This window comes from Pseudomonas sp. 34 E 7 (assembly GCF_900005715.1).
GTDB classification, from domain to species: Bacteria; Pseudomonadota; Gammaproteobacteria; order Pseudomonadales; family Pseudomonadaceae; genus Aquipseudomonas; species Aquipseudomonas orientalis_A.
The window spans coordinates 43,999-60,782 of the sequence record NZ_CVTX01000107.1; the positions used below are offsets into that span (position 1 = coordinate 43,999).

The window sequence follows — 16,784 nt, forward strand, 5'->3', positions numbered from 1 at the left end:
GCTATGGAATTCACGATCCAACACTTTATCGCGCTTGCGCCGCTGCTGATCACCAGCCTCACCATTGTGGTGGTGATGCTGGCGATCGCCTGGCGCCGCAATCATTCGCAAACGTTCCTGCTGTCCTGTGCCGGTTTGAACCTGGCCCTGCTGTCGATCATCCCGGCCCTCAAGGTCGCGCCACTGGCGGTCACGCCATTGATGATGGTCGATGACTTCGCCCTGCTGTACATCGCCCTGATCCTGGTGGCGACCCTGGCCTGTGTCACGCTCGCCCATGCCTACCTCGGCGAAGGCGCCGCCGGCTACCCGGGCAACAAGGAAGAGCTGTACCTGCTGATCCTGCTGGCCGCGGCCGGTGGCATCGTGCTGGTCAGCGCACAGCACCTGGCCGGCCTGTTCATCGGCCTGGAACTGCTGTCGATCCCGACCTACGGCCTGGTGGCGTATGCCTTCTTCAGCAAGCGCTCCCTGGAAGCCGGCATTAAATACATGGTGCTGTCGGCCGCCGGTTCCGCGTTCCTGTTGTTCGGCATGGCCCTGCTCTACGCCGAAGCCGGCAGCCTGAGCTTCACCGGTATCGGCCACGCCCTGGCCGCCACCAACAGCCCGGCGCCGATTGCCCAACTGGGCCTGGCGATGATGCTGATCGGCCTGGCGTTCAAGCTATCGCTGGTGCCCTTCCACCTATGGACCCCGGACGTGTACGAAGGCGCCCCGGCGCCGGTGGCCGCGTTCCTGGCCACGGCGTCCAAGGTTGCCGTGTTTGCAGTGATGGTGCGTCTGTTCCAGATCTCGCCTGCGGCCAACACTGGCGTGCTGAGCAACGTGCTGACCGTGATCGCCATTGCGTCGATCCTGTTCGGCAACCTGCTGGCGCTGACCCAGAACAACCTCAAGCGTCTGCTGGGTTATTCGTCCATCGCCCACTTCGGCTACCTGCTGATCGCCCTGGTGGCGAGCAAAGGCCTGGCCGTGGAAGCCATCGGCGTGTATCTGGTCACCTACGTGATCACCAGCCTCGGCGCATTCGGTGTAATCACGCTGATGTCCTCGCCGTACAAAGGCCGTGACGCCGACGCCCTGTACGAATACCGCGGCCTGTTCTGGCGCCGTCCGTACCTGACCGCCGTGCTGACCGTGATGATGCTGTCGCTGGCGGGTATCCCGCTGACGGCCGGCTTTATCGGCAAGTTCTACATCGTGGCGACCGGTGTTCAAGCGCATGAATGGTGGCTGGTTGCGTCCTTGGTGCTGGGCTCCGCCATCGGCGTGTTCTATTACCTGCGCGTGATGGTCACCCTGTACCTGATCGAGCCGAACCTGCGCCGTGTGGACGCCGAGCTGCATTGGGAACAGAAGGCAGGTGGCGTGATGCTGCTGGCCATCGCCCTGCTCGCGTTCTTCCTGGGCGTGTACCCGCAACCGTTGCTCACCTTGGTGCAGCATGCGGTGCTGGGGGTTTGATTGCTTAGGTTGATGCAGTAAAAAGAACGGCGCCTTTAGGCGCCGTTTTGCATTTCCAAGGCGTGTTTTTCCTCCTTCCCTGCTCGCTGACTTTTCCTTCTTGCTATACCTCTTCCTCTGGCATCTCCCCTGCTGGAAAGGGTTCTATGGTGTTTGCGTTTTAAGAAAGTTCCCACAGCAAGGGCACTTGACCCAAGGCGAGTGGGCCACCAAACTATACGCAGGCTACGTACAGAACATGGATGCTCTATTTATCGAACTGCCGGCCTTCGAGCGGCATCGCAAGGACTATCTGAGTGACGAGCTTTTCCACGGTTTTCAACAGGAGTTGATGAAAAACCCGGAAGCAGGAGATGTGATCGAGGGAACGGGAGGGTTACGCAAGGTTCGCTTCGTCGATGAGCGACGAAACAAAGGTAAACGCGGTGGCCTGCGGGTCATTTACTACTGGTGGTCAGGCGGCACGCAATTCTGGTTATTCACCTTGTACGGCAAGCACGAACAGAGCGACCTGACACCACAACACAAGAAAGCCCTTAAATACATGCTGGACAGGGAAATCAAAGCGAGAACACACAATGAAACGTGAAATTTTTTCCGAACTGGTCGAAGGCTTCGATGCGCTGGCCGAAGAACGCCAGGGCAAGATCACCCTGCGTACTCATAAGGCGCAGCTCAACAAGCTCGACCCCCTCACCGCCGAAGAAGTGGTTGCAGTGCGCCAGCAACTCAACCTCTCGCGGTCGGTATTCGCCATGTACCTGCGTACCAACACCCGCACCCTGGAGAACTGGGAACAAGGCCGGGCCAAGCCCAATGCACAGGCTGTCACGTTGATACGACTGGTGGCGCGTTTTCCCGAAACCGTGGCGCAACTGGCGGCACTGGGCTGACCTGCAAACAGGCTCACATGATCGTTCCCACGCTCTGCGTGGGAATGCCACCCGGGACGCTCCGCGTCCTGCTTTAAGCGCAAGATCCGGCACTTGCGCAATGGGGACGCGGAGCGTCACGGGATGCTTTCCCACGCGGAGCGGGGGAACGATCAACTGGGCTGACCTGAAACAGCTGCAAAAAAAACGCCCCGAATGTTCGGGGCGTTTTTTACAGTGCAACAGCGTCAGAACGCGATACCGACCTTCAAACCATACTCATCACGCTTGAGCTTGGTATTGTCGGCTACATAGGAATCATCATCGAGCTTGTATTCGGTGCGGGTGTAGTAAAGGCCCGCCATCACCGGCAGGTTACCCTTCTGGTTCATCAGCAGGCTGACTTCGGCGTAAGGGTTGGTGCGGTCCTTGAGGTCCACGCTGTCGCTGCCGACGCCGTCCACCTTGAGTTTGGCGCGGCCATCAATGGTATGACGGGCGCCGGCTTCAACGCGCAGGGTCATGTCATCGAACTGGTGGTTGTAACCCAGGGCAGCCTTGGCGAACGGCGACTTGTTGGTGAGCTTCAGGTCGTAGCCATTGGTGTCCGGCTCGTAACGCGTCCAGGTGTAGCCACCGCCGACGATCACGTCGACGAAATTGCGCGCATCCAGCGCGGCGCGCCAGCCGAGGTCGAGGTCGGCCTGGCCTTCCTTGAGTTTGTTGTCGCTCTTTTCGCCGTACTTGGCTTCGATACCGGCCTGGTAGATGAAGCCGGATTCGGCAGTGAGCTTATTGCCGAAGTTGTAGAACAGGCCCGCCTCGGGCATGTGGTCCTTGTCGCTTTCGCTACCGCCTTCGAGCTTGAAGTCGTTATAGCTGCCGAGGATCCCGAAGGTGGAAATCGGGTCGGTCGACGGTGCCGCGAACACCACGCCTGGTGCCGCCACCAGGGCCAGCCACGAGGTGTTCTTGAGGAAGTTTCCGAATAGTTTGGACATCGTTTACATCTCCATTTTTTGAGTGGGCAAAGTATTCAGGAATCAGTTCGAACCTTCGCATTTGCAAAAAGTTCGAACGAATGTGCACCAACATGGAGAAAAAACGGTTCAGCGAAGGCTCTAGCTCAAGACTCTTGGCCATTGATGCGGACTGGATGCGTCACTACGCCGCGCGCCCGTGCGAATTGTCATTTTGAATGAACCTTTACGCGCGGCGGCCTATCCATCTATAACAAGACAGGGAGGCAACATGAGTACCGCAAAAATCTACACCATCAACTACCAGCTGCACGGTAAACCCAAGTCTTTTGTAGTGCGCGCCGAGGTGATGAACAGCACCGAAGCCTGGCACTGGGCGGCCGTCGACGCCGACATTGCGCACGTCAGCCGCATCGGCCGCGTGGGGCATGAGCAGGTAAAAAAAACCACTCGGCCCTGGGCGGAAAAATACGGCATCACCGATGTGAGCTGGAACCCTCCAAAATAAACAAAGCCCCGCACATTGCGGGGCCTGGTTTACTTCTTCAAGTCGCCCAACGGATCGTAGGGCGGCTTTTTTTCCGCTTGTTTTGGCTGATCCAGCGGCGCGATGGCCGGGCCAATGGGATCGACCTGCGGGTCAGCCACATCCGGCGAGTCGGGATCGAATCCCAGCTCATCCTTGCCGGTGGCGTGTTCGTCAGAGCGCGGGCCGTTCGGGGGATTGCTCATACAGACCTCCTTGCTTACAGCGGGCGGGCTTTGTCGTGGAGGTTTTCCAGGTCGTGCTCGACCTGCTCCACGTCTTCGTTGTCCTGGCGCTCGGCCGGGTCGTTGGGGCGCACCGCATCGTTATCGCGCTCCTCTTCACCGGGGGTGCGCTCAGGATTGGGCGTGCCAGGCGGCGGTTGCTTGTATTCGGACATGATGGCTTACCTCATGGTGACTTCAGGATTTAGAGGAAACACCGATGGCCATCGTTCAACTTGATTGCGTCAAGCATGAGAAGATGCCCTCCCGTGCTGGAGACCTGACCCGAATGTTCGAACTCAAACCCTGTGACCCTGCCCTCTATCGACAACAAACCCGCCGCAGCACGCTGATCGTCGCCGTGGTATTCCTGGCCGTGGCCATGTTGTTGTCGAGCCTGGCGGTGATGCTGTTCGGTGAACCGGGGGGTGATAACGTGCGCTTCAACGTCGGTGGAGTGTTTGCCGGGGTGTTGATCACCGTCGCTCTGGTGCGCGGCCCCTTCTGGCGCCAGGCCTGGCTGGCACCGGCGGTATACGGCTGGCAGCTCAAGCGCAGCCTGATGAGCGTGACCAATGTGATGCACAAGGTCAGCGAACGGGTGCAGGCCGATGACCCGGACGCTATCAACGTGTTGCGTTTCTACCACTTGGCGCTGACACAGATGCATGCCCTGGATGCCAACTCCAGCGCCCAGGCGCAACTGGTGGATGAGGTCCAGGCGCACAAGGCCAGGATGCAGGCGCTGGGGATCGATACCGAACAAACCCGCCTCGATCCGGCTTGGCTGGAGAGCCTTAAAAACCGCTGAGCACTGCGTGTGTGCCAGCCACAAGCGCTAAGCCGTTCGTTTATAGGGCAATAAACGTAGGCCACTGGCCACAGCACCGATCAGCGCAAACCCGCAACCCAGCCACAGTGCGGAGGCTGGGCCACTGTCCACGAACAGATGAAAACACAGGGCGACCAACGAGGCGCCCAATGTCTGGCCCAGCAACCGCGAGATCGCCACAATGCCACTCGCTCCGCCGCTGCGGGCCAGGGGTGCACTGGTCATCAGCGCCTTGAGATTGGGCGACTGGAAAAAGCCGAAGCCGGCGCCACACAAGGCCATGCGCCAGCCGATATCGAAGGCCGAGGCATCATTGCTCAAGGTTGCCAGCGCGGCCATGCCGACACTGAGCATCAACAAGCCAATACCGCACAGCAAACCCAGTGACACGCGGTCAGCCAGGCGTCCCGCGACCAGGGCCATGACCGCCACCACGGCCGGCCACGGCGTCATCAGAAAGCCGGTCTGCACCTGGCTGTGGCCCAGCGCCGACTGCAACAGGAACGGCAAGGCGACAAACGCCAGGCCCTGGGCACTGAAGGCACAGATCGCGGTCAGCGATGACAACGCAAACAGCGGGCGCTTGAACAGGTCGATTGCCAGCATCGGCGCCGGATGCCCGGTCTCGCGGCGCAGCAGTAAAGCGCCGAACACCAGCGCCAGCGCGATCAGGCCCAGGGTCAGCGCGCCCTGTGCGCCATGCACGGCGGCGCCCAGACCCAGGACCAGCAAGGCGAACAAGCCGGCACATAACAGCGCCGCCAACCGATCAAACGCGTGCCCGGTGATCGGCAGCGTCGGTAACGAGCGCAGGCCCAGGCCGAGGGCCAGCAGCCCGAGTGGCACATTTATCAGGTACAGCCAATGCCAACTGGCCACTGAGAGAATCGCCGACGCGGCGGTGGGCCCGAGAGTGAACGCCAGCCCCACCACCAGCGAGTTATAGCCCAGGCCACGCCCGAGCATTTTCGCGGGGTAGATATGCCTGAGCAACGCGGTGTTGACGCTCATCAGCGCGGCCGCCCCCAGGCCCTGAGCCACCCGCGCGGCGGTGAGGGTCAGCAGCGAATCGGCAAGCCCGCACAATAACGACGAGACAATGAACAGCAGCAACCCGCCGAGGTATACGCGGCGATGCCCCAGCACATCGCTCAGCGAAGCAAACGGCAGCACGGTTGCGATAATCGCCAACTGATAGGCGTTGACCACCCAGATCACCGAGGCCGAGTCAGTACCGATGCCCTGGGCCAGTGTCGGCAAGGCGGTATTGACGATGGCAGTGTCCAGCGTCGCCATGCCGATGCCCAGGGAAAGGGCAATCACGGCCGGCAAGCGTTTATCGAGGGGCAGCCCATCGGCAACAGGAGACATGAACAATCCGCACAGGTGGCAAGGGCGCCTAGATTACGGGCAGTGCGGATTTTTTTCAGCGTTCATTGGCTTGCCTGTCAATCTTTTCATGTTGCCAAGGGCTGGCCAGGCCCGGCTCAATAAGTGATTTGCAGCGTGGTAATGGGCGGGTTCGGGCGGCAATGACAGGCTAACTGATCAGCCGCCATCTTCGGATTCCAGGGACCGATCACGCCGTCGCGCTTGCCGTTGTCATCCACCGAATCCAGCGCCTTCATGACGTTGTCACGCTTGAGCAGCTCGCGGGCCAGTTGGGTTTCATTATCTTTCTGCGCGTCGCCGGTCAGCGAACGTCCCGCCACTTCACGGATTTTATCCGTGGTTGCGTTCGGGGTCGTCGGGTGCTTGAACGCCTGGAAGTTATCGCCAAATGCCTTGGCCAGGTCCGAGTCCGACATCGATGAGTAATCCTTCGGATTCGGACGCGCCGGTGAAACGTTCACGGAAATGCGTGAGACCATCATGATTGAGTGCTCCTGGAAGTGTGCCGAGGTCGCTGTTAAGTGGCCAGTGTCCTCAGGTCAGTTCCAGGGTGCGCACACCTTCAGAACGGCGTTGCCGGTGTGATCGCACTGAGGTCCAGACACCCTTCCTGCAAGGGCGGGCACCAATAGTAGCCACCGGTCAAGGGTGTGCTGATGCGATACAAACCATCGACAATCCCGTCTTCCAGCCCACTCATGCGGCGCAGTTGCGCTTCGAATGCGTCGAAGGAATGCCCGAACGCGAGAAACATCAGCCCTGCCTGGCCGTTCTCGGCCCATGGCATCGAACGACGCACCACGAACGCCTGCGGGGTGAAGCTTTCCTGGGCGGTGCGCTTGGTGTGAGCGGAATCGGGGGCGTCGTCGAGTTCTTCATTGTCGCCATGGCGACGGCCGATGATGTGGTCGCGCTCCTGGGCCGGTAGCGCGGCGAAACCGTCGAGGTCGTGCTGCCACTGCTGGAGGGCGGCGAAGCTGGCGCCGCTGTGGGTGAAGGCCGCTTCGACGGCCGCGTCATCGTGAGGGTTCTCGGTGCCGTCTTCGTAGTCGGTCAAGTCGAAACCGGTCTTGTAGCGAAAGCCTTCGGTCATCTGTACCAGACGCAACGCCGGCGCCAGGGCTTTTTCGAACGCGCGGCTGCGCAACAGCAATTCCCCCCGGTCCTCGCCATGCAACCATACCCACAGAGCCTGTTGGGTGGACGGGTTGTGCGCGCCCGGGCCGCTGATGGCCGGGAAGCTGCGCAACCCTTCGATGCCTGCGCCCAGCGCGTCTACCAGGGGTTTACCGAAACCGACCACCGCCGCTGAATCCGTCAACTGCACCAGCGCGTCCAGCGCAGCCGGCAAGGCATCCCGGGACTCGAGGGCAAAAAACAGATGGCGTGCCTGCAACGGCACCGGTGTGGCAAGAATGCCCGGCTGGTAGTGACTCATGTGAACTCCTTCAAGAAAGCCGCGCAGTTTATCCCGAAGCACCCGCCATGCGCAGGGGAAAGCGCGCAAGCCTTGCCACAGAGCCCTCGTATGGGTGACTCTCTAGTCAAGATTTGCAACTATTCCAGGGGTAGCGACATGACCACCAGCAACCTGCTCACGCAGCTGTTTCCTGCCTCCACCGCAGAGATTCCCGAACAATTTCGCCTGGCGGCGCCGATTGAACAACGTGATTACCTGGTCGATGGCCAGTTGCGGGTGTGGAACGGCCCGCTGGCCCGCGTGCAAAGCCCTGTGCAACTGGGTGACGAACGCGTGCACATCGGCAGCACGCCGCTGCTGGACGCCGAGACCGCCCTCACCGCCCTCGACGCCGCCGTGCGCGCCTATGACCGGGGCCAGGGTGAGTGGCCGACCCTGCGCGTGGCCGACCGCATCCGGCATGTGGAGGCCTTCTTGCGGCGCATGCGCGAACAGCGCGACGCGGTGGTCAAGCTGCTGATGTGGGAGATCGGCAAGAACCTCAAGGACTCACAGAAAGAGTTCGACCGCACCTGCGACTACATCACCGACACCATCAACGCCCTCAAGGAACTCGACCGTCGCAGCAGCCGCTTTGAGCTGGAGCAGGACACCCTCGGGCAAATCCGCCGCGTGCCCCTGGGCGTGGCGCTGTGCATGGGGCCTTACAACTACCCGCTGAACGAGACGTTCACCACGCTGATCCCGGCGCTGATCATGGGCAACACCGTGGTGTTCAAGCCGGCCAAGCTCGGCGTGCTGTTGATCCGCCCGTTGCTGGAGGCGTTCCGCGACAGCTTCCCGGCCGGGGTGATCAACGTGATCTATGGCAGCGGCCGCGAAACCGTGAGCGCGCTGATGGCCAGCGGCAAGATCGACATCTTTGCGTTCATCGGCACCAACAAGGCCGCCAGCGCCCTGAAAAAATTGCACCCGAAACCCCACCGGCTGCGCGCCGCATTGGGCCTGGATGCGAAAAACCCGGGCATCGTGCTGCCCGAGGTCGATCTCGACAATGCGGTCAGCGAAGCGCTCACCGGCTCGCTGTCGTTCAACGGCCAGCGTTGCACGGCCTTGAAGATCCTGTTTGTGCATGAGGATGTGGTCGACCGTTTTATCGAAAAATTCAACGCCAGGCTGGCGACGCTCAAACCCGGCATGCCCTGGGATGACGGCGTGGCGCTGACCCCGCTGCCGGAAGTGGGCAAGGTGGATTACCTCAACGATCTGGTGGCCGATGCCGCGCAGCACGGCGCCCGGGTGGTGAACGCCGACGGCGGTGCGAGCCGTGGGTCATTCTTCTACCCGGCCGTGCTGTACCCGGTGAACCCGCAGATGCGCGTGTACCACGAAGAACAATTCGGCCCCGTGGTGCCGATCGTGCCCTACCGTGATCTGGAGACGGTGATCGACTACGTACTGGACTCGGACTTCGGCCAGCAATTGAGCCTGTTCGGCACCAACGCCGTGGAGATCGGACGGCTGGTGGATACCTTCGCCAACCAGGTTGGCCGGATCAATATCAACGCCCAGTGCCAGCGCGGGCCGGACACCTTCCCCTTCAACGGGCGCAAGAACTCGGCCGAGGGTACGTTGTCGGTACATGACGCGCTGCGCGTGTTCTCGATCCGTACCCTGGTGGCGACCAAGTTCCAGGAGAGCAACAAGGCGCTGCTCGGCGATATCCTGCGCAACCGTGACTCGAGCTTCATCAGCACCGACTACATCTTCTAAGATCACCTCGGTCAAATAGGTGGGAGGGGGCTTGCCCTGATGCCAGTCAGTTAGGACTTTTGTAGGAGCGAGCTTGCTCGCGAAAAACGTCAACGATAACGCGTGCTTTCTGAATGAACGCGGTGCCTGTGAGTTTTTCGCGAGCAAGCTCGCTCCTACAGACGGCTGTGTACGCTTCACTGACATTAGGGCAATCCCCTCTCACATTCGATCGGTTTGCCCTGACTAATGAGGCCCCCTTAATACCGATGAACCTGCCCATTTTTGCCCGGCGCCTGCTGCGCCCCCTGCTCGACCCTTACCGGCGCTATCGCCACGCCAAGCTGATCCACGCCGTGCGCGTGTCCATTGGCTTACTGGCGACGATCCTGCTGACCACCGGCCTCAACCTGCCCCATGGCGAATGGGCGTCGGTGACCATGCTGATCGTGATCGGCGGTTTGCAGCACCATGGCAATATCGGCAAGAAAGCCGTGGAGCGTGCGTACGGTACGCTGATCGGCGCCAGCGTCGGGTTGCTGCTGGTGGTGCAGAAAGCCTACTTCGGTCAGCCCTTCCTGACGTACCTGCTGATGTCGGCGGTGTGTGGGTTCTTTTCCTACCATGCCATCGGCAAGGGCGGCTATATCGCGCTGCTGTCGGCGATCACGGTGTTTATCGTGGCCGGGCACGGCGACAATCCGATTTCGGATGGCCTGTGGCGCACGGTCGACATCCTGATCGGCATCGCACTGGCCCTGGCGTTTTCCTTCGCCCTGCCGCTGTACGCGGTGTACTCGTGGCGCTACAACCTGGCCAGCGCCCTGCGCGATTGTGCGGCGATCTACAGCCGCATCATCAATGGCCAATCCGTCACCGACGATGAGCACCTCAAGCTGCTCAACCGCTTGAACGCGGCGATGCTGCAACTGCGCTCGCTGATGCCGTCGGTGTCCAAGGAAGTGCGGATCTCAATGACCGAGCTGGACAAACTCCAGCGGCACCTGCGCATGTGCATCAGCACCCTGGAAATTCTTGGCAATACCCGACCGGACCCACGCGATGAACACGCCAGCGCACGCATGCGCATGACGCTCAAGGCCGAGCACCGGCAGATCCGCGTTCAGTTGGTAGGCATGGCACGGGCGTTGAAATCAGGCGTCACGGAGCGTCTGGACCGCCCTCAACACACCAATGTTGTCCAGACACCATTGGATGCTCCCGTGTACAGTGCGCTTGACGGTTATCGATTGTTGACCGTGCAACTGGCGGCCAATGTGGATCAGATGCGGCAGCGACTGGCGAAAAGTGCCCCTCGCTGGAAAATTTAGCGTTCGTTATGGGCGTCAGTTTGTCTGCGTTAACGTATTCATACTTTCTCTTACATATTTTTCACGTTTTATTCACAAGCCAGGACGTAGTGTGAAGCCTCATCCGTTACAAACGTTGCATATCAAGCCCGCCGCCCCAGCGGGCTTTTTTTTGCCCTGGATTTGGCTTAGCGCGCAACCTTGGCGGCGGGTGCATTCGCCTGCTCACGAATCGCCCGCTGGGTCTCCAGCACTTTGGCCAACGCTATCTCGGCCTCGGCGCTTTGCTGCGGCACCCGAATCGCCGCCGACACCAGGGTAATCAGCTTGGCCATCACCTCGGCGTCCGTGGCCGGGCGGCCCAGGCTCATGGAGTTCATCAGCAGGCGCAATTCGGTGCCGGCCATCACCCCGGAAATCGCCTTGAGGGCAAATTGCAGGCGCACACCCAATTCGTTGCGCGGCAGGTCCGGCAGCGCCAGGGCAAACGCTTCGAAGAAACGCTGGAACACCGGCTGGTAATGGACCTTGAGGTATTCCTGGATAAAGGGCGAGGTGTCGCTATAGACCCGGCCCAGGAAGCGAATGAATGAACGCCCTTCCCCGCTGGCGGGATCGCTGCGCTCCATCCCCATGGCGGGGGCGAACAGCACACCGAGCAGCGTGTCGCAGTCGAGCGGGCCGTCAGCTTGGGCTTCACAACGCGCCAGCAACTCCAGGCGCTGCTCATTGAGCGGCTCGAGGCGCTGCATCAGCAGGGTTTTCATCAGGGAATCCTTGTCCCCGAAGTGGTAATTCACCGCAGCCAGGTTGACTTGGGCACGCTCGGTAATCTGCCGTAATAAAACGGCGTCATATCCGTACTTAATAAAGAGCGCCTCTGTCGCATCCAGCAGTCGAGTCTTGGTAATGTTTGGAGCGCTGAGTTTCTTCGCAGCCATAAGGGTTCCACGGGGGGGAAATATTGTTTTAAAAAATATTTTGATTTTTTATACCGGGGCCTTCGTTCGAAAGCAAGTAATGACACGGTGCCATATGCTCGAAAGCCTCCGCATCCGGCAATGTCGAGAGTTTCCTGCAGCTTTTTGCACACCGCGCAAAGGGTTTAAAGCGCTTGTTTCAACGCAGCAAACCGCTCTAAATCCACCGCTGGCGAAGCGCAATGAACGCGGTTACTATTCAAACAATCTTTTAAAAACAAGAAAATAATCAGTTCCCGACGGGCACTGGCAGCTTCCCAGGTTGTTACAAAGATTTACGGGAAAGCACCGCACCGTTGAGACGGCAGGCGTAGTCATGATCACAGAGCCCTCCGCGCACCCCCACCTGATTTCCCTGCAGGGCATCGGCAAAAGCTATCAGCTTGCCGGGCAACACTTGTCCATTCTGAATGACGTGTGCCTGTCCATCGCCAGCGGGGACAGCTGCGGCATTCTCGGCGCGTCCGGCTCCGGCAAAAGCACCCTGCTCAATATCCTCGGGCTGCTGGACCTGCCCAACTGCGGCCAGTACCGCTTCGCCGGTCACGATATTTTCAACAGCAGTCCCGATGAACTGGCGGCGATCCGCAACCAGCAGATCGGTTTCGTGTTCCAGAGCTTCAACCTGCTGCCGCGCCTCAGCGCTCTGGACAACGTCGCCCTGCCCCTCAGTTACCGCGGCGTATCCCGCCATGAATCGGTGGAACAGGCCTTGCGCATGCTTGATCAGGTCGGCCTGGCCGAGCGCGCTCACCACCGCCCGGCCGACCTGTCCGGCGGCCAGCGCCAGCGTGTCGCCATCGCGCGGGCGCTGGTCGGCAAGCCCTCGGTAATCCTCGCCGACGAACCCACCGGCAACCTCGACAGCAGCACCGCCCAGGACATCATGGACCTGCTTCTGGCGCTCAATCGCGAGCAACAGGTGACGCTGATCATCGTCACCCATGACGCGCACATCGCCGAGCGGCTGGAGCGCAAGATCCTGGTGCGCAACGGCGTGGTGCACGAGGCCGAGCGCCTATGAGCCTGCGGGTCGAACAGAGTCTGAGCCAACTGCTGCATGAAGCGTTTATCAGCCTGCGTACCCTGGGCAAACGCTCGGTGCTGGCGCTGCTGGGTATCGTGATCGGCAGTTCGTCGGTGGTCGCCTTGATCAATATCGGCCATAACGCTGCGGTGGATGCCGCCATGATTTTCAAGGACATGGGCACCGACACCCTGGTCGTCCAGTTCCCGCCCAAAGGCAGCGCCAATGTGCCGATGCGCACCCGGCTCGACCTGGGCGCGGTGCGCCAGACCGTACCGGGCATTGCGCACATCGGCGCGCTCAGCCTGTTCAGCGGGCCCATTGTGTTCCATGGGCGCACCGCCAATGCCAACTTCGTCGGCAGCACCCCGGATGTGCAGGCCGCCATGCGCCTGGCGGTGCGTGAAGGGCGTTTCCTGTCGGCCTTCGATGCCAACCAGACCTATGCGGTGATCGGTGACCAGGTCGCCCAGGCCCTCGGCGTACCCGGAGAGCCGCTCAAAACGGGCGACCGCGTGCGCATCAACGACTACTTGTTCCTGATCATCGGCATCCTGCAGAACCAGCCACGCGCGATGCTGATGCCGGTGCAAGCCAATGAATCGCTGTTCATTCCCGCCGAGGGCATGCGGCGTATCTTTGCCAACCCGCAGATCAACAACCTGATCATCCGCGCCCGGCCAGGCCAGGATATGGAACGTGTGGCACGGGACGCCGCCGCCGCGTTGCAACCGCAACTGACCGAGCACAACGTCGACATCACGGTGCCCCAGCAAATGATCGATGGCATGACCCGCCAAAGCCGCACCTTCGCGTACCTGCTGCTGGCCCTCGGCGCGATTTCCCTGGTGGGCGGCGGTGTGGGGGTGATGAATGTGATGCTGATGAACGTGTCCGAGCGCCGTCGCGAGATCGGCATTCGCATGGCCCTGGGCGCTCGGCAACGGGATATCCGCAACCTCTTCCTGCTCGAAGCCGTCACCTTGACCGCCGTCGGCGCGCTGTGCGGCGCGGTACTCGGCATGACCGCCGCCTGGTTCTACGCCTGGCTGTCGGGCTGGGTGTTTGCCCTGGCGGTGGCCGCCCTGCCCCTGGGCGTGGGCAGCACATTGCTGGTGGGGTTGTTCTTTGGCATCTACCCGGCGGTCTCGGCCTCACGCCTGCAGCCGGTGGAGGCCTTGCGCGATGAGTAAATGGTTACTGCTGCTGGCGCTGCTCAGCCTGCCCGCCGGGGCCGCCGAGGTGGTGATCAAACCCTCGGCGCCCAGCACCACCCGCAGCGGCTATGATCGCGGCGTGTCGCTGAACGCCCAGGTGACCACCCTGACCCTGGGCGACGCCGTGTACCTGGGCCTGCGCAACAACCCGGCGATCCGCAGCGCCTACCTGCAGCGGGTCGCGCAGAAGTTCGACCTGCGGGTCGCCGAAGACGTGTTCAACCCCAAGCTCACCCTCAACAGTTACTACCGGGGCACACGCGGTTCCCAGGACAGCGCGCGCAACGCCAACCTGGCGCCGTCCACCAGCCTGCTCGGCGAATACGGCACCCGCCTGAGCATGGCCTGGACCCAGCAACTGAACAACGCCGACCGTGCCGGCCGTTACCGCAGCGACGGCCTTGACCTGGCCATCATCCAGCCGCTGATGCGTGGCGCCGGCTGGGACGCCACTACCGCGCCGCTGCGCCTGTCGCGCCTGGCGGAACAGGCCAACCGTCTCAACCTCAAGGCCACCGTGGCACAAACCATCAGCCAGATCATCGCCACCTACCGCGAGTTGCTGCGGGCCCAGGAGCAGCAGGTGATCGTGCAGGACGCGCTCAAGCGCTCCAACACCTTGCTGGAGGTGAACAAGGCGTTGATCAGTGCCGGGCGCATGGCCGAATTCGAGATCGTGCAGACCGAAGCCGACATCGCCACCCAGCAATTGGGCGTGGAGGAAGCGCAGAACCAGCTCGATACCAGTCGCCTGGCCCTGCTGCGCCTGCTGGCCCTGGACCTGTCCACACCGATTCGCGCCACCGAAGCGCTGGAAGCCCGGCCCATGGAAATCGACAAGCGCCAGGCGTTCAACCTCGCGCAAACCCAGCAACCGGAATACCTTGCGGCCCTGCTCGGCAGCCAGCGGGCCGACCTCAATCTGGTGATCGCCAAGGATTCGGGACGCTGGCAAGTGGACCTGGTGGCGGGCGCGAACCAGGTGCGCGACGCCAACGACAGCGATAATGGCCGCACCCATAACCGCAACTGGGACAGCTACGCCGGCGTGCAGGTGCAGATCCCCATCGGCGATATCAGCACGCGCCAGGCCGAAGTCAGAGCCCGGGTGGATGTCGAGGACCAGGAAATCCGTATCACCGACGCCCGCCAGGAACTCGAGCGCAGCGTCAACGATGTGGTGCGCGACCTTGGCACCCGCTGGCGCCAGTACGAGATCGCCCAGCGCGCCGTGGACCTGTCGCGGCGCAAGATCGAGATTGAACGGGAAAAACTCAGCGCCGGGCGCTCCACCAACTTCCAGGTGCTGAGTTTCGAAACTGACCTGCGCAACGCCGAAAACGCGCGGCTCAACGCGCTGATCGCTTATTTGAACGCTCAGACCCAGCTGGACTTGACGCTGGGCATGACCCTGGAAAGTTGGGAAATCGCCCTCAATGACTACTAATCGCAAACGCCTGCTGGGCGCGGTATTGATCCTGCTGGTGGCAGGCGTCGGGCTGGCCCTGCGCCCCTCGGCCGAAAGTCCGGCCGCCACCGGTGACCAGTGGCTGGCGGTGAAGCCCGACCCGCTGGTGCATCAGATCGGCCTGGTGGGCAAGATCGAGCCCGACACCACCGTCACCCTCACCGCACCGTTCGACGGCAATGTACTGGTCAATCTGGTGGAGCAAGGCCAGCGCGTCGAGGCCGGCCAGGTGCTGTTGCGCATGGACCCGGCCACCCTCGAAGTGCAACTGCGCGACGCCCTCTCGGCCCAGCTCAAGGCGCGACGTACCGTACAGGAAATGCAGGACTGGGACAGCAGCGCCGCCGTCAGCCGCGCCCGGCGCAGCCTGCGCACCGCAGAAATGAACGCCGGCAACACCCGGCGCAAGCTCACCGAAAGCGAAAACCTGTTCAAGCGCGGCATCATTCCGCGCAACGAACTCGACGACCTCAAGCAACAGACCCAGCAGCAGCAACTGGACCTGGCAGCGGCGCGCAGTGAACTGCAACAGGCGCTGGAACAGGGCAAGGGCGAATACCGGCAGATCGCCGATATGGAGCTGACCAACGCCACGGTCAAATACGACGCCCTGCACAAGCTGCTCGAGGGCAAGGAGGTCAAGGCGCCCTTCTCCGGCATCGTCGTGCCCGCACCCGGCAACAGCACGGCCTCCCCAAGCGGCGCCAGCAACAACGCACCGGTACAAGCCGGCAGCAAGGTCAGCCAAGGCCAGGTGTTGTTTGGCCTGGCCAATATCGAACGCTTGAAAATCGTCGCCAAGGTCTCCGAACTGGACATCAATCAACTGCACCAGGGCCAGGCGGTGGAGGTGATGGGGGATGGTTTTGACGGCGAGCGGCTGACCGGTTCGGTGAGCGTGGTCAGCGGCCTGGCAATCGCCAATGACAGCCAGGGCAGCGCGCAATTTCCGGTAACGTTGTCGATCCCCAGCCTCACGGCGCAGCAATTGCAGCAAGTGCGCCTGGGAATGAGCGCGCGGTTGACCATTGTGACGTACAACAATGCGCAGGCGATTGTGGTGCCAAGCGAGGCGATCCAGGCGGACAACATCGTCGAGTACCGTGCGGCGATGGACCAGCCGGTGGAACGGGTGAAGGTGACAACCGGGCAATCGACGCCCCAGGGCGTTGAAGTGTTTGGCCTCAAGCCCGGACTGGTGAAAATTTCAAAATAAATGCAGATCCAAATGTGGGAGGGGGCAGGCTCTGATGCCAGTCTGTAGGAGCGAGCTTGCTCGCGAAAAACTCACAGGCACCGCGTTCATTCAGGAAGCAC

18 protein-coding genes are annotated in these 16,784 nt (G+C 61.5%); 11 read left to right on the forward strand and 7 right to left on the reverse strand.

Annotated elements, in window-relative coordinates:
- Positions 1-3 precede the first annotated feature (3 nt).
- The 3 genes from nuoN to BFP96_RS09025 all read left to right on the forward strand — a co-directional run bounded on the left by nuoN (position 4) and on the right by BFP96_RS09025 (position 2,360).
- Positions 4-1,467 carry an NADH-quinone oxidoreductase subunit NuoN gene (nuoN, locus tag BFP96_RS09015; protein WP_065936050.1) on the forward strand — a complete coding sequence of 488 codons (1,464 nt, stop codon included), beginning with the start codon at positions 4-6 and terminating at the stop codon, positions 1,465-1,467.
- Positions 1,468-1,705: 238 nt separating this feature from the next.
- Positions 1,706-2,056, forward strand: a complete 351-nt coding sequence (locus BFP96_RS09020) for a toxin (protein ID WP_065894987.1) — start codon at positions 1,706-1,708, stop codon at positions 2,054-2,056.
- Positions 2,046-2,360 (forward strand): helix-turn-helix domain-containing protein, encoded by a 315-nt coding sequence (locus BFP96_RS09025; RefSeq protein ID WP_065884946.1) that lies wholly within the window; start codon positions 2,046-2,048, stop codon positions 2,358-2,360. Before BFP96_RS09020 ends, BFP96_RS09025 begins: the two co-directional genes overlap by 11 nt.
- Before the next feature lie 227 nt (positions 2,361-2,587).
- Here BFP96_RS09025 and BFP96_RS09030 read toward each other — a convergent pair whose 3' ends face one another.
- The gene (locus BFP96_RS09030) at positions 2,588-3,340 is read right to left on the reverse strand and encodes an outer membrane beta-barrel protein (protein ID WP_065894933.1); all 753 of its coding nucleotides are present in this window, start codon (positions 3,338-3,340) and stop codon (positions 2,588-2,590) included.
- A 250-nt stretch (positions 3,341-3,590) separates the two neighbouring features.
- Between BFP96_RS09030 and BFP96_RS09035 the strand changes: the two genes are divergently transcribed.
- Positions 3,591-3,827 carry a DUF6555 family protein gene (locus BFP96_RS09035; protein WP_065884944.1) on the forward strand — a complete coding sequence of 79 codons (237 nt, stop codon included), beginning with the start codon at positions 3,591-3,593 and terminating at the stop codon, positions 3,825-3,827.
- 29 nt (positions 3,828-3,856) lie between these two features.
- Here the strand turns inward: BFP96_RS09035 and BFP96_RS09040 are convergent, their stop codons facing one another.
- Positions 3,857-4,051 (reverse strand): DUF6021 family protein, encoded by a 195-nt coding sequence (locus BFP96_RS09040; RefSeq protein WP_065894932.1) that lies wholly within the window; start codon positions 4,049-4,051, stop codon positions 3,857-3,859.
- A 14-nt stretch (positions 4,052-4,065) separates the two neighbouring features.
- On the reverse strand, positions 4,066-4,245 hold the full coding sequence (locus BFP96_RS09045; protein WP_065936051.1) for a hypothetical protein: 180 nt from the start codon (positions 4,243-4,245) through the stop codon (positions 4,066-4,068).
- A gap of 113 nt (positions 4,246-4,358) precedes the next feature.
- On the opposite strand from BFP96_RS09045, the gene BFP96_RS09050 reads away from it, so the two are divergent.
- Positions 4,359-4,880: a DUF3087 family protein gene (locus BFP96_RS09050; protein WP_065936052.1), complete on the forward strand. Its 522-nt coding sequence runs from the start codon at positions 4,359-4,361 to the stop codon at positions 4,878-4,880.
- 27 nt (positions 4,881-4,907) lie between these two features.
- On the opposite strand, the gene BFP96_RS09055 is transcribed toward BFP96_RS09050, so the two are convergent.
- From BFP96_RS09055 to BFP96_RS09065, 3 genes are all read right to left on the reverse strand, one after another.
- Positions 4,908-6,272: an MFS transporter gene (locus BFP96_RS09055; protein ID WP_065936053.1), complete on the reverse strand. Its 1,365-nt coding sequence runs from the start codon at positions 6,270-6,272 to the stop codon at positions 4,908-4,910.
- A 116-nt stretch (positions 6,273-6,388) separates the two neighbouring features.
- On the reverse strand, positions 6,389-6,775 hold the full coding sequence (locus tag BFP96_RS09060; RefSeq protein WP_128876389.1) for a hypothetical protein: 387 nt from the start codon (positions 6,773-6,775) through the stop codon (positions 6,389-6,391).
- Between the two features lie 80 nt (positions 6,776-6,855).
- The gene (locus BFP96_RS09065; RefSeq protein ID WP_065894927.1) at positions 6,856-7,731 is read right to left on the reverse strand and encodes a Dyp-type peroxidase; all 876 of its coding nucleotides are present in this window, start codon (positions 7,729-7,731) and stop codon (positions 6,856-6,858) included.
- Between the two features lie 138 nt (positions 7,732-7,869).
- Here BFP96_RS09065 and BFP96_RS09070 point away from each other — a divergent pair, with 138 nt between their 5' ends.
- Positions 7,870-9,486, forward strand: coding sequence for an NADP-dependent glyceraldehyde-3-phosphate dehydrogenase (locus BFP96_RS09070; RefSeq protein ID WP_065894926.1), 1,617 nt, complete (start codon positions 7,870-7,872; stop codon positions 9,484-9,486).
- Between the two features lie 248 nt (positions 9,487-9,734).
- On the forward strand, positions 9,735-10,796 hold the full coding sequence (locus tag BFP96_RS09075) for an FUSC family protein (RefSeq protein ID WP_065894925.1): 1,062 nt from the start codon (positions 9,735-9,737) through the stop codon (positions 10,794-10,796).
- Positions 10,797-10,963: 167 nt separating this feature from the next.
- Here the strand turns inward: BFP96_RS09075 and BFP96_RS09080 are convergent, their stop codons facing one another.
- Positions 10,964-11,716 carry a TetR/AcrR family transcriptional regulator gene (locus BFP96_RS09080; protein WP_065894924.1) on the reverse strand — a complete coding sequence of 251 codons (753 nt, stop codon included), beginning with the start codon at positions 11,714-11,716 and terminating at the stop codon, positions 10,964-10,966.
- A 355-nt stretch (positions 11,717-12,071) separates the two neighbouring features.
- On the opposite strand from BFP96_RS09080, the gene BFP96_RS09085 reads away from it, so the two are divergent.
- The 4 genes from BFP96_RS09085 to BFP96_RS09100 are packed head-to-tail and all read left to right on the forward strand — an operon-like array spanning position 12,072 to position 16,683.
- A complete protein-coding gene (locus tag BFP96_RS09085) occupies positions 12,072-12,779 on the forward strand; it encodes an ABC transporter ATP-binding protein (RefSeq protein ID WP_065884933.1) in 708 nt (235 codons plus the stop codon).
- The gene (locus tag BFP96_RS09090; protein ID WP_065936054.1) at positions 12,776-13,975 is read left to right on the forward strand and encodes an ABC transporter permease; all 1,200 of its coding nucleotides are present in this window, start codon (positions 12,776-12,778) and stop codon (positions 13,973-13,975) included. Before BFP96_RS09085 ends, BFP96_RS09090 begins: the two co-directional genes overlap by 4 nt.
- Entirely contained in the window at positions 13,968-15,446 is a 1,479-nt protein-coding gene (locus BFP96_RS09095; RefSeq protein WP_065884931.1) for a TolC family protein, read from the forward strand. Before BFP96_RS09090 ends, BFP96_RS09095 begins: the two co-directional genes overlap by 8 nt.
- Entirely contained in the window at positions 15,436-16,683 is a 1,248-nt protein-coding gene (locus BFP96_RS09100; RefSeq protein WP_065936055.1) for an efflux RND transporter periplasmic adaptor subunit, read from the forward strand. The genes BFP96_RS09095 and BFP96_RS09100 overlap by 11 nt, the downstream gene beginning before the upstream one ends.
- Positions 16,684-16,784: the final 101 nt, after the last annotated feature.